This is a genomic window from Psychrobacter sanguinis, from assembly GCF_020736705.1.
In the GTDB taxonomy this organism is placed as follows: domain Bacteria; phylum Pseudomonadota; class Gammaproteobacteria; order Pseudomonadales; family Moraxellaceae; genus Psychrobacter; species Psychrobacter sanguinis.
The window spans coordinates 3232997-3246503 of sequence record NZ_CP085990.1 but is presented as its reverse complement, the minus strand read 5'-3'; the positions used below and the strand labels follow the sequence as shown (position 1 = coordinate 3246503).

The following is a 13507-nucleotide window of genomic DNA, read 5'->3' as shown; positions in this document are numbered from 1 at the left end:
AAAGAAGAGAATCATGGAAACCAGTAACATCAAGAACTATGCCCCTAGAGCACGTGTGGCATTTATGGATGCCGTTGCCAAACGATTGAACACCTTTGGTATCAGCGCGAATAAGAAAGGCGAGCTGCAAGTTATTGATGCGTTGGTCCAAGGTTCAGTGTTACAAATCGGTGATAACAACTTTGATAGCAAGCTTGCCTCAGCCAGGCAGCGTTTGGTTCAAAAAAGCGAACAGTTAGGCTATGCACAGTTGGTTGAGCAAGTAGCCTATACTTGGTTTAACCGTCTATGTGCCATTCGCTATATGGAAATACACGGCTATCTAGGTCACGGTTTTCGAGTATTGTCTCATCCAAGTGGTGACGCACGATTTGAAATATTAGATCACGCCCAAGATGCTGCAGAAGAGCTTGGACTAGATCGAGATCACATCATTGACTTAATGCTCGCGGGTGATAAAAACGAAGAGTTGTACCGTGAACTGCTACTGGGCCAGTGTCACAAGTTGCATGAAGCCATGCCGTTTTTATTTGAATCTCTTAATGACGAAACAGAGCTGCTATTACCAGACAATCTTACCCGTACCGACTCTATACTTCGTGGTCTTGTGGATAGTATTCCAGAAGAAGACTGGCAACAGGTAGAGGTAATAGGCTGGCTTTATCAGTTCTATATCTCAGATAAAAAAGACGAGGTTATCGGTAAAGTCGTTAAAAGCGAAGATATTCCAGCAGCGACTCAGCTATTCACCCCCAATTGGATTGTTAAATACCTCGTACAAAACTCAGTGGGTCGTCACTGGCTACAGACCTATCCTGATTCACCCATCAAAGAGGAGATGGAATACTACATTGAGCCTGCTGAGCAGACAGACGAGGTCAATGAACACTTAAAAGCCATTACCCCAGATTCAATAGATCCAGAGAGTATCAAGGTACTCGACCCTGCAAGTGGGTCAGGACATATCCTCATTGAAGCTTATAACGTTCTTAAAGCCATCTATGAAGAGCGTGGCTATCGCTCAAGAGATATCCCTAAGCTTATCCTAGAGAACAATATATATGGTTTAGATATTGATGACAGGGCCGCCCAGCTATCCGGATTTTCACTGATGATGATGGCGCGTCAAGACGATAGACGTATCTTTAGCCGAGACGTTCAGCTAAACGTGCTGTCATTGCAAGAGACCGGCCATCTAGATTTGCCAAAGCTGTGGCAAGACTTAAACCTATCAGGTGAGTTCGGCAGTGGCCAAGTGCAAGACATGTTTGGTGGTGATCTGGACTTAAGTTCATTTGAAGCTGACAACCGCTATCAGCTGCTACAGCGTAATATCGAACGTTTTAAGCAGGGCAAGACATTTGGTTCGTTAATTGAGGTGCCAGCAGCAGAAAATGAAGCGCTAAAAGAGCTGTATGAGAGTTTGCGTAAGCTTGCAGAGCAGGGAGACTCAATACAGCGTGCTGCGGTGAATGAGGTTATCGATGTAGTGCATCAGGCGCTGATCTTGTCCAGCCGATACGATGCCGTTGTAGCTAACCCCCCGTATATGGGAAGTAAAGGGATGAATAAAGCCCTTAAAGATTTTGCTAAACGAGAGTTTCCTGATAGTAAGTCTGATCTTTTTGCTATGTTTATGGAACTGGGGATATCGCTAATAAAGCAGACCGGCTCTATTGCTATGATTGTTATGGAAAGCTGGATGTTCTTATCCTCTTATGAGCGTCTTAGAACGAGGATTGTAGAGCAAAATACCATTATTGATTTAGTTCATATGCCATATAGTGGTAAAGGACGAACGCCTCTTGGAATTAATTTTGGTACGTCAGCCTTTATAGTTACAGGCATTCATCTTAGTCACTACAATGCTAATTTTTCAGCCGTACGTTATTTCGAAACAGATATCAATAATGTCCCATTAGAATTTCCCGTAGAAAATGAGCTTTTATCAATTTCAAGTATTGATAACTTCAAAAGAGTGCCGGGGCATCCTATAGCTTATTGGTTGACTGATAAGTTTTTAGAAGTGTTTAGTAAAGGCATACCAATGCAGGAGTATGCTATTCCTCGTCAAGGATTTGCAACAGGTAAAAATGATCGCTTTCTTCGTCAGTGGTATGAAGTATCAATTGATGACTCCGAATTATACTCATATAGCAGAGAACAAGCACTAAAGTCGACTCGAAAATGGTTTCCGTGCAATAAAGGTGGACGTTATAGGAAATGGTTTGGTAACAATACAATTGTGGTTAATTGGAAGAGTAATGGCAGCGAAATGAAAAGCTTTTCAGGGTCGGTAATACGTAATCCTAAATACTATTTTAGAGAAGGTATTACTTGGTCAACAATTAGTAGTTTAGCTCTTTCAATGAGGTACTCCCCCCCAGGGTTTTTGTTTGAAACTAAGGGGTCTGTATGCTTTCCTTTAGAAGGAAAAAGCTATCATTTACCATTAGCACTAATGAATACAAAAGTAGTAGAGTCGGTTCTATTGGCCATATCTCCTACTCTTGACTTTCATGAGGGTCCTATTGGTAAAGTACCAGTGGTAGAAGTATCAGATAGCAATGTCAAGAAAAATGTTAATCGGGCGATAGAGATTGCTAGAAAAGATTGGGATGCATTTGAAATATCGTGGGATTTTGATCAACATCCTTTATTAAAGCTGGCCGACCAAAATGAGTTGATTTCTAAACATTATGAGTCTCTGAGAAAAACGTGGGCTCAACTCACTACAGAGCTAAAGGAAATTGAGGAGGAAAATAATAAAATATTTGGTGGTGGTTCAAAAAGTAGGCTGACATTAGACATATCCATGATTGATGTAAAAGAAAGCTAAATCAAAGGCTTTAAAGTGATTTTCCAGCTTTTTAGAAAAGTTACAACTTCGCCTAAATGCTCGCCTTACTCGATGTCTGATAGTGCAATTATTACCTTCAATACCGACCGTGAAAAACTTGCCAATGACTTGGGTAAAGCCCTTAAAACCGGTAACAAAGCTATCCCAGGTATCACTAGCGATTCTAGCACAACTTACGCCTAAGGCTTGCAGTTTAGCTTTAAGCTTTTTGACAGTGTTAAGGTCTCGTTTTCCCCACACATAGGCAACAATTTCACCTGTGTCACGGTGATAGGCATAAATTAGCCATTGTTTGTTGGTCTTCTTGCCTACGAATGTCCAAAGCTCATCGACTTCAAGACAGTCGTATTGCCTTTGCTTGGGGGTTATTTGGTAGTGACACTTTTTTAGGGTGGCCAGTACTTTGCCTTTGCTGATTCTCTCAACGCAAGCGATGTCTTTTATGCCACTGCCTCGAACCATAAGATGGCGTATTTTGCTATCTTTTTGGGAGTGACAGCCTTGGTACGTTAAGGCATGGTCGCCAATAAACTGCCGTTTGCAGTCTTTGCATTTATAGTTTTGTTTACCATAGCTTTTGAAGCCATTTTTCTTTATACTGTCACTTAGACAGGCTGGGCATTTGATGTATAGTGTGATTTGCATTTCACTATTTTATCAATTTCTCAGCCTGTTTTTTTTCAGCCTACTTTTTGAACCACCACCAAATATTTATCAAAGCTTATAATCTTGAAAATGAGTTAGATCAAGATATTGATATAAGGAATATTACGTAAGCATCCGACCACCCCCTATTGCGGTGGCACCCAGCGATGAGGTAACAACTCATCCAGATCCTCTTGAGTAGGCAGGCGTCTTAGCACGTCTGTCAAATAAGCAGACACATCCAAACCATTTAAGCGAGCTGACTGAATGATTGACATAATATTCGCAGCCCGCTGCCCACTTCGCAGCGAACCGGCAAACAACCAGTTTTTACGCCCAAGTGCCCACGGACGCATCTGATTCTCCGCCCAATTATTATCAATCGGCAGCCTGCCATCATCTAGATACTGAGTCAGCGCCTGCCAACGTTTCAGGCAATAATCCATCGCCTTACTAATACTGGCATTTTTAGTGGTTAACTGCCTTTTTTCTTGTAACCATTGGTGCAGCTTATCGGCAATTGGTTTGGCTTTTTCTTGCCTGATTTGCCGAACTATTTGGGGATCTCTTGGTATTGGAGGTGTATTTTTTTCAAATCGCTCATCAATCTCACGTTCAACAGCATACAACTGCCTAAATAACGTTAATGCCTCAATGCTCACGATACTTTGCCCAGTGACATGCAGTTCATGAAACTTACGCCGTGCATGAGCCAGACAACCGATTTCAGTCACACCTTGATGAAATAAGAACTTATACCCGCTGTAATCATCGCAAACCAGCTTACCGCGCCACTTATCTAAAAAGGCTTTAGGGTGCTCATTACGACGACTTTCGGCAAAGTCATAGACCACCGCTTTTAATGAGTTGTGCTGTGGCGTAAGATACGCCCAGACATAGCCTTTTTTTAATGATTTACCACCTACCTTTACATGGTTCTTCATGATAGATACCGGGGTTTCATCGGCATGTAAGATAGGCTCAGACAGTAATAGTTCATGCAAGCGACTGACTAAAGGCTCAAGGGCGACGCCGCAGCGTCCTACCCAATCTGCCATAGTAGCATCGGGGATATTTACCCCACTTCGCTGATAGATAATATTCTGCCGATATAGCGGCTGATGGTCTGCATATTTGCTAATAAGGATGTGTGCAAGCAGCTCTGGGGTGGCGATGCTTTTGTTAATAATCTGCTTGGGGGTAGCCGCTTGATGAATGATGTCACACTCACGGCATACCCATTTAGGGTAGATGTGACGCTCAATATAAAACTGCTTAGGGATAATGCCAAGTTTGTCTTGTTTATCCTCCCCAATTCGCTTCATTTGACAGCCGCAGTCACAGACGGTGGTAAGTGGTTCATGAACCTGGGTTTTCACCTCAAGGTTGTCAGGAATCACTGTGTATTTAGCACGCTTTGTTTTTTTAGGCTGATCAGTAGCTGAAGCTGGCAGCTCATCTGTGCTCTCTTTGACGGCTTTAAGCTCACCCTGATCAATGAGGGTTTCTGCCTGAGTAAGTTCAATAGCAGGCAGCTTGGCAAGCTCATCTTGGCTTAAGCCGCTAAGGTATTCATCTCGGATTTGTTCAAGCTGCGCTAAGTCCTCTTGCGCCGCCTCATAGTTTAAGTGGGTTTGTCTGTCAGTGATGCCTTCGCTTTTTTGTCCATAGAGCCGGTGAATAAGCCGCTTTTGTTTTTCGATGAGTTCAAGCACTTGTTCATACAGCTTGTGGTTTTCTTCAACCACTTGGTTAAAAAGCTGCTGTAGTTGATCGTGACTTGTATTTGTTTGATCAATTTGTTGCTGCAGGTGCTCATTACGCTGTTCAAGCAGGTGGATTTTCACCAGAAGCTCGGCGTAAGTGGGGTCTTTTGATAAGTCGGATAAGTTGGCAACAGTCATGGCGATATGTTGCCAGAGTTTTATTTGCCTGTCATCTGCTATTTATAGGATGGGGGTTAATTTATCTTTGCCCATGTTACGCCAAGGCAGTCCACTGATTAAGGCATTAAATTGTTCACGGTTGATGCTGATGCCAGTTTGAGTGGTGGTAAGCTGTTTGGTTAAGCCATGAAATTTATTGTCATCGAGCTGACGGCTACAAAGCCATACGCCAAGCCCATCATGAATGAATACTTTTAGGCGTGTGCCTGCTTTGTTGTAAAACAGGTAGGCACAGTGAGGGCGAATGCTTTGGTGTTCGGTGATGATGTGGGCCAGTAGTTTGCCACTACCACATCGCATGTCCATAGGTGCGGTGGATAGCCAGATGTGAGTGATGGGTATCATTGCAGTCCTCGTAGTAGGTCAATCAAACTTTGAGTGTCTATTTGGCTAATGTTGAGGCTTATCGCCCCAGATGCTCGAGCTGTGATTTGCAGTTTGATGTTCTTTATGACGGAGGCTGAGCCTAGATGCGTGATTCCAGGCTCAAGATGAATTGGAATAAAGTGCGGGTTTGGATCATGAGGACTGTTTATAGCACCAGGTAATGTGTCAGCTTGAGTCTGCGTGCGCTGATACTGGCGTTTCCAGTTATGTAGAAGGTTTTGGTTAATGCCATGCTCTCGGGCAATGCTGGCAATTGATCGACCTGAGTCTGTCGCTTCTTTTACTAAAAGTGCTTTAAACTCGCCGCTGTAAGTTCTGCGTTTGGGCTTATTAGGGGGTTGTGTTGTCATGTTAGTGTCCACGATTATTTGTTCGTGGACACTATCTCGCATTTTTTAATAGAAAAAAAGATGGGATGGTCGGATGCTTACAATATTACTCTTCAGTTTAACCCTCTATATAGATATGGTGATCAAGATGATTTAGAAGATAGATTGCTAAGTGATACAGTAACTGAACTATTATCATATGTTATTGGCTGCATGATGGGACGATACTCACTAGACCAAGAAGGTTTAATATATGCTCATGAAGGTAACGAAGGGTTTGATGCCAGTCTGTATAACACCTTCCCAGCAGACAGTGATGGTATTGTCCCAATAATGGATGATGAGTGGTACAAGGATGATGCGTGCAACCGAGTTGTTGAATTCGTCAAAACAGTTTGGGGAGAGGATAATTTAACCGAGAACTTGCAGTTCATTGCTGAATCATTATGTCTAAATGCGATCATACCTAGAAAGTCGGAAACCTCAGTAGAAACCATCCGTCGTTATCTATCGACACAGTTCTACAAAGACCACATGCAGACTTATAAAAACAGACCTATTTATTGGCTATTTAGTTCAGGCAAAGAAAAAGCCTTTGAATGTCTGGTGTACTTACATCGCTACAACGAGGCTACCTTATCTCGTATGCGTACTGAATACGTCACGCCATTATTGGGTAAATATGAAGCCTATGCTCAGCAGTTAGAGAAGCAGTTCGACATGGCTGAAACTACCCAAGATAAAAAGCGCTTTGAGAAAGAGCTGAAGTCTATTAATAAGAAACACAGTGAGCTGCGTGAGTTTGACGATAAGCTCAAGCATTATGCGGATATGCGGATATCGATAGACCTAGATGATGGGGTTAAAGAGAACTACGGCAAGTTTGGTGACTTGCTCTCTGATGTTAAAAAGATTACGGGTAAAAATCCGGAAATGATTAATTTGAGATAATTAAGACTTGTGTCTACAACCTCTATATCTCATCACTCGAATAAATAACACAGAAGAAGAGAATCATGGAAACCAGTAACATTAAGAACTATGCCCCTAGAGCACGTGTGGCATTTATGGATGCCGTTGCCAAGCGATTGAACACTTTTGGCATTAGCGCAAACAAGAAAGGCGAGCTGCAAGTTGTTGAGGCGTTGGTCCAAGGTTCAGTGTTACAAATTGAGGATAACAACTTTGATAGTAAGCTTGCCCCAGCTAGACAGCGTTTGGTTCAAAAAAGTGAACAATTAGGCTATGCGCAGTTGGTAGAACAAGTGGCCTATACTTGGTTTAACCGTCTATGTGCTATTCGTTATATGGAGATCCATGGCTACCTAGGTCATGGCTTTCGAGTATTGTCTCATCCAAGCGGTGACGCACGATTTGAGATATTAGATTATGCCCAAGATGCCGCAGAAGAGCTGGGGTTAGATCGAAACCATATCATTGACTTAATGCTTGAGGGTGATAAAAACGAAGAGTTGTACCGTGAGCTACTGTTGGGCCAGTGTCACAAGCTACATGAAGCCATGCCATTTTTATTTGAATCTCTTAATGATGAAACAGAGCTGCTATTACCCGACAACCTAACTCGTACCGACTCGATACTTCGTGGCCTGGTGGATAGTATTCCAGAGGAAGACTGGCAGCAAGTAGAAGTCATTGGTTGGCTGTATCAGTTCTACATCTCAGATAAAAAAGACGAAGTTATCGGTAAAGTTGTTAAAAGCGAAGATATACCCGCCGCCACCCAGTTGTTTACCCCCAACTGGATTGTTAAATACCTCGTACAAAACTCAGTGGGTCGTCACTGGCTACAAACCTATCCTGACTCACCCATCAAAAAGGAAATGGAATACTACATTGAGCCTGCCGAGCAGACAGACGAGGTCAATGAACAGTTAAAAGCTATCATCCCAGAGTCAATAGACCCAGAGAGTATCAAGGTACTTGACCCAGCAAGTGGGTCAGGGCATATTTTTATTGAAGCTTATAACGTACTAAAAGCCATCTACGAAGAGCGTGGCTATCGCTCAAGAGACATCCCTAAGCTCATATTAGAGAACAATATATATGGTTTAGATATAGATGATAGGGCGGCACAGTTATCAGGCTTCTCACTGATGATGATGGCACGTCAAGATGACAGACGCGTCTTTAGTCGAGAGGTTAAGCTAAACGTATTGTCCTTACAAGAGACCGGCCATTTAGACTTGCCAAAGCTGTGGCAAGACTTAAACCTATCGGGTGAGTTCGCCAGTGGTCAAGTACAAGACATGTTTGGTGGAGATCTGGATTTAAGCTCATTTGAGGCTGACAACCGTTATCAGCTGCTACAGCGTAATATCGAACGCTTTAAACAAGCCAAAACGTTTGGTTCTTTGATTGAGGTACCAGCAAAAGAGCATGAAGCGCTAAAAGAGCTTTATGAGAGTTTGCGTAAGCTTGCAGAGCAGGGAGACTCAATACAGCGTGCTGCGGTGAGTGAGATTATCGATGTGGTGCATCAGGCGCTGATTCTGTCTATTCGATATGATGCAGTTGTTGCCAATCCTCCCTATATGGGTAGTAAGGGTATGAATAGTGAATTGAAAGAATTTGCTAAAAACAAATTTCCTGATAGTAAATCAGATTTGTTTGCCATGTTTATAGAGCGAGGTTTTTTATGGTTAAAAATTCACGGTTTTAACTCTATGGTAACGATGCAGTCTTGGATGTTTTTATCTAGCTATGAAAAAATGAGACTAAAGCTCTTAGCTCAAAGTACTATTCACTCAATGGTACATATGGGCAATGGAGTAATGAAAATTGCATTCGGCACAAATGCAACTGTTTTTAGAAATACTCATATCAAGAGTTATATCTCATCCTATTCATATGTTTCTAATAGTGATCTTAATGAGATTGAAATACCGTTTGAATTACCAGTAAAGAATGATAGATTAAACAATGTTATTTCAGATGATTTTGCAGTAATCCCAGGCAGCCCAGTAGCTTATTGGCTCAGTGGTAAATTTCGTAATATCTACGAGAACTCAAGGCTACTTGAATCAATAGCCCATTCACTGCAAGGCATGATTACTGGTGATAACAATACTTTTTTAAGACGATGGTATGAACCTAAGTTTAAAGGGTTAGCAATCGGCTTTGATAATATGGATGATGTTAATAAATCATTAATGTACTGGGTTCCTTACAATAAAGGTGGGGACTTACGAAAGTGGTACGGAAACAATGAATTTGTTTTGAATTGGTCAAATCAAGGGCGTGATTTGACTCGTTCAAGAACGCAAAACTCAGATTACTATTTAAAACCATGTGTGACTTGGACATTTATTAGCTCCTCATTTTTTGCGGCTCGACATTGTCCAGTAGGGTTTGTTTGGGATGTAGCAGGGTCAAGTGCTTTTCCAGAAGATGAACGATGGCATAATATTATTCTTGCTTTGATGTGCTCATGTCTTGGTAAAAAACTTCTTGATGCGTCCAATCCAACTTTAAATTATCAAGTCGAAAATATTTTAGCATTACCTTTACATAATAATTTGAGTGTATACGAATCAAAAATTTCTAATATTATTAGTAATTTAGTTTCGCTTGCTAAGCTAGACTGGGACGCCTACGAACGCTCATGGGATTTCCAATCTTTCCCCTTGCTATCCAATGTTTCTGAACAGGCCCCAACCCTAGAATCCAGCTACACCACTTGGATCAGCCAAAACCAAGAAACTATTGTCGAGATGCAGCGTTTGGAAGAAGAAAATAACCGAATTTTTATCGAGGCCTATGGCCTGCAAGATGAACTCACGCCAGAAGTGCCGATTCAACAAATCACACTTACGGTCAATCCTGCCTATCGCTACGGCATTAAAGGCACTGAGCAAGAACGCAGCGCCCGTTTTAGATCAGACACCATTACCGAATTAGTTTCTTATACGATAGGCTGCACAATGGGACGCTACTCACTAGACCAAGAAAGCTTAGTGTATGCTCATGAGGGTAACGAAGGCTTTGATAGCAGTCTATATAAGACCTTCCCAGCAGACAGCGACGGTATTGTTCCTATAATGGACGATGAGTGGTTCAAAGATGATGCCTGCAACCGAGTTGTTGAGTTCGTTAAGGCAGTTTGGGGTGAAGAGAACTTAACTGAGAATCTACAGTTTATTGCAGACTCGTTATGTCTAGACGCGATCCCACCTAGAAAGTCAGAAACCTCAGTAGAAACCATCCGTCGTTATCTATCGACCAAGTTCTACAAAGATCACATGCAGACTTACAAAAACAGACCTATTTACTGGCTATTTAGCTCAGGCAAAGAAAAAGCCTTTGAATGTTTGGTGTACTTACATCGCTACAACGAGAGCACCTTATCTCGTATGCGTACCGAATATGTCACGCCACTACTGGGTAAATATGAAGCATACGCTCAGCAGTTAGAGAAGCAGTTCGATATGGCTGAGACGACCCAAGATAAAAAGCGCTTTGAGAAAGAACTTAAGTCTATTAATAAGAAACACAGCGAGCTACGTGAGTTTGACGATAAGCTCAAGCATTATGCAGATATGCGAATATCAATAGACCTAGATGATGGGGTTAAAGAGAACTACGGCAAGTTTGGTGACTTGATCTCTGATGTTAAAAAGATTACGGGTAAAAATCCGGAGATGATTGATGCAAATTAATGAGCTGATTCAGGGGCTTAGTGCCAAGCTTGAACAAAGTAGAATTGTATTCTGGCATGACGCTGAACATAGCTTTCAAGAAGATATTGATAACATTATCAGTTCTTTAACCGATGAAAATAAAGAGGATAAGCTACAAGGTATAGAGCTACTGCCTGATAATCTGACCATACTTAAAATGGCTGATGAGTCTATATTGGAGACCAAAAAGAAAATAGAATTTGATGAGCCTAATCAGAAGTTTTTATTATATTTTTCTGAAAACGAGCCAGCGCCTGAGCAAGATTGGATGCTAGACATAAGGTTATACGGCGAAACATTTTTTGCTGATAGAAGTTCAATGCTACTCAATGAGCTTGGTATTCCCAAAATGTCACTTAGAGAGCATGTCAAAAAGCGTAATGCTTTTTTTGCAAGTAAAAAGCGTATAGCCAGTCTGAAAAAATGGGTAACAGAAAACGAGGATGAGTTAAGTTTAGACCGCAAAATGCTTGCTGTAACTGTAAGCTCCGACTCAGCTGAACTTGATAGTATTTTATTAACGCTTTTGAGTGATTATGCCCAGAATATCAGTACAGTCATAGAAGAGTCTTCTTTATGGAAAGCACTGAGCAAGTATGAGCTGAGTGATTCTCTATGGACTCTGTTGGAAAGAGCTTATGGCTACCCTACGCCTGAACCATCTTTAGAAGACTTTGTTTTTAAGCTATTTTGTACTGATTACTCACGTCAGATCAGCGCAGATGATAAAGACTGGTTAAGTAAAAACTTACTGCAGACTGGCGTTGGTCAAGCTAATGCTATGGCCTTTATGAGTAGTTGGCGAGACAGCAGAACCTATGCAGACAGCTATGCACAAATATCCAGTATATTAGCCCATAAGCTACAGATTAAAGCGAAGAGTGCGAGCTATAAACCGGAACAAATGGTGGACTGTCAGACGTTTGAAGAGATAGAACAAAATATTATCATTGGTCTAGTAAACAGCCTAATTGAAAACAGCAGTGATATTGAATCTGCACAATTTGATGCCATCGTGTCACGTCGCTCGTTTGGTTATTGGGCCAAACTGAAGACAGACTACGAATCTATTTATAGTGCACTAAGTAGCGCCAAAGAATTAATGCAGTTACGCAGTGAGTATGCAGGCGGCTTTAATTTTGCTAGCGCCAAAGAAATGTATAGCGCCTATGAAAGTAGTTTATATAAGTTTGACCAAGCCTATCGCTTATTTAGCGAAAAAGTGAACTTTACTTTGAGTAAAGGTTGGGAGATTCTTCGGAACTTAAAAGAGGAAGTTGAAAACTTATACATTAACTGGTACCTACATGAGCTCGGCCTGGCCTGGGATAAACATTTGGATGATGAAAATCTTTTAGAACATTGGAAGATTGACAATATACCAAACCAATATAATTTTTATAATCAACAGGTTCAGTCGATATTAATGGGGACACAAATCAAGCGAGTTTTCGTTATTATCTCAGATGCATTTAGATATGAGATAGCACATGAGCTTGATTCAATCATTAATAATGAGAAACGCTTTAAATCTGATTTATCGACTCAGCTAGGCGTGTTGCCAAGCTATACACAACTTGGTATGGCATCCTTGTTGCCACATAAGAGCTTATACTACGACGATAAGGGCAACTCCGCTGTATATGTAGATGATGTATCCTCTCAGGGCTTAAGTCAGCGAGATAAAATACTGCAGAGTGTGGGCGGGGTGGCAGTAAGCTCCAAAGATCTGATGAATTGGAATAATGAAGAAGGCCGAGAGAAAGTACGCAATGCCAGTGTCGTTTACATTTACCATGACACTATTGATGCCATAGGGGATAAGCAAGGATCAGAGCATAAGACTTTCGAAGCCTGTCGTGATGCTATTAACGAGCTTAAGAGCTTAGTAGGCCGTGTTATTAATAGGCTGAACGGTAGTCGAGTTATTATCACCGCAGATCATGGCTTTTTATTTCAAAATAAAAAGCTAACGACCACAGATAAGACCGGCATCGATGTTCAAAGTGCCATGACCAATGAAAATAAAAAGCGTTATATCGTCGGAAGAGACTTGAGATCTAACGACCCACACTGGAAAGGTAAAATATCTAACACTGCAAATGGGGCTATAGGTGAAGGTAAAGAAGTTGAATTTATCATACCTAAATCATCTCAAAGATTTCATTTTTCTGGTGGTGCTCAGTTTGTGCATGGCGGAGCAATGTTACAAGAGATATGCGTGCCAATCATTACAGTACGTGAGTTACCCAAAGAGCAAGTTGCAAAATATGAAAAAACGCCAGTAGGGGTTATTTCTGCTAAGCAGTCTATTAAATTTGTGAATAATATTGATAAAGTTGCATTTATCCAGACGGATGCAGTAGATTCCGAGCACAATCCAAGAAAACTATATGTCTATATTATTGATACAAAGGGGTTAGAGGTATCTAGTAAAGAAACGCTAGTCTTCGGTAGCTCAAGTAGTAACATGGATGAGCGTAGGCAAGAGGCAACCTTGAGCCTGATCGGATCTAACTTTAATCGTAATGATAAATATACGTTAGTGTTGCTAGACGCAGATACTAATACCGAATATGCACGCTATGATGTGACTATCGACCTTGCTATTCAAGATGAATTTTTCTAAAAAGATTTGGATAT

The 13507-nt window shown here is 41.4% G+C and carries 8 protein-coding genes; 4 read left to right on the top strand and 4 right to left on the bottom strand.

Annotated elements, in window-relative coordinates; all coding sequences use genetic code 11:
* Nucleotides 1-13 precede the first annotated feature (13 nt).
* Nucleotides 14-2839, top strand: coding sequence for a BREX-1 system adenine-specific DNA-methyltransferase PglX (gene pglX, locus LK453_RS13660; RefSeq protein WP_227954003.1), 2826 nt, complete (start codon nucleotides 14-16; stop codon nucleotides 2837-2839).
* Here pglX (LK453_RS13660) and LK453_RS13655 read toward each other — a convergent pair.
* The 4 genes from LK453_RS13655 to LK453_RS13640 all read right to left on the bottom strand — a co-directional run bounded on the left by LK453_RS13655 (nucleotide 2804) and on the right by LK453_RS13640 (nucleotide 6188).
* Nucleotides 2804-3505, bottom strand: coding sequence for an IS1 family transposase (locus LK453_RS13655; protein WP_227953986.1), 702 nt, complete (start codon nucleotides 3503-3505; stop codon nucleotides 2804-2806). The two genes, pglX (LK453_RS13660) and LK453_RS13655, sit on opposite strands and share 36 nt — an antisense overlap.
* A 146-nt stretch (nucleotides 3506-3651) precedes the next feature.
* The gene (tnpC, locus tag LK453_RS13650) at nucleotides 3652-5409 is read right to left on the bottom strand and encodes an IS66 family transposase (protein ID WP_227945138.1); all 1758 of its coding nucleotides are present in this window, start codon (nucleotides 5407-5409) and stop codon (nucleotides 3652-3654) included.
* Between the two features lie 42 nt (nucleotides 5410-5451).
* A complete protein-coding gene (tnpB, locus tag LK453_RS13645) occupies nucleotides 5452-5796 on the bottom strand; it encodes an IS66 family insertion sequence element accessory protein TnpB (RefSeq protein WP_193031469.1) in 345 nt (114 codons plus the stop codon).
* The gene (locus LK453_RS13640; protein ID WP_201535522.1) at nucleotides 5793-6188 is read right to left on the bottom strand and encodes a transposase; all 396 of its coding nucleotides are present in this window, start codon (nucleotides 6186-6188) and stop codon (nucleotides 5793-5795) included. Before LK453_RS13640 ends, tnpB begins: the two co-directional genes overlap by 4 nt.
* Nucleotides 6189-6248: 60 nt before the next feature.
* Here LK453_RS13640 and LK453_RS13635 point away from each other — a divergent pair, with 60 nt between their 5' ends.
* From LK453_RS13635 to pglZ, 3 genes are all read left to right on the top strand, one after another.
* The gene (locus LK453_RS13635; RefSeq protein WP_409348218.1) at nucleotides 6249-7118 is read left to right on the top strand and encodes a BREX-1 system adenine-specific DNA-methyltransferase PglX; all 870 of its coding nucleotides are present in this window, start codon (nucleotides 6249-6251) and stop codon (nucleotides 7116-7118) included.
* 65 nt (nucleotides 7119-7183) lie between these two features.
* Nucleotides 7184-10843: a BREX-1 system adenine-specific DNA-methyltransferase PglX gene (gene pglX, locus LK453_RS13630; RefSeq protein WP_201541559.1), complete on the top strand. Its 3660-nt coding sequence runs from the start codon at nucleotides 7184-7186 to the stop codon at nucleotides 10841-10843.
* Nucleotides 10833-13493, top strand: a complete 2661-nt coding sequence (gene pglZ, locus LK453_RS13625) for a BREX-1 system phosphatase PglZ type A (protein ID WP_201541557.1) — start codon at nucleotides 10833-10835, stop codon at nucleotides 13491-13493. Before pglX (LK453_RS13630) ends, pglZ begins: the two co-directional genes overlap by 11 nt.
* The last annotated feature ends 14 nt before the right edge of the window (nucleotides 13494-13507 follow it).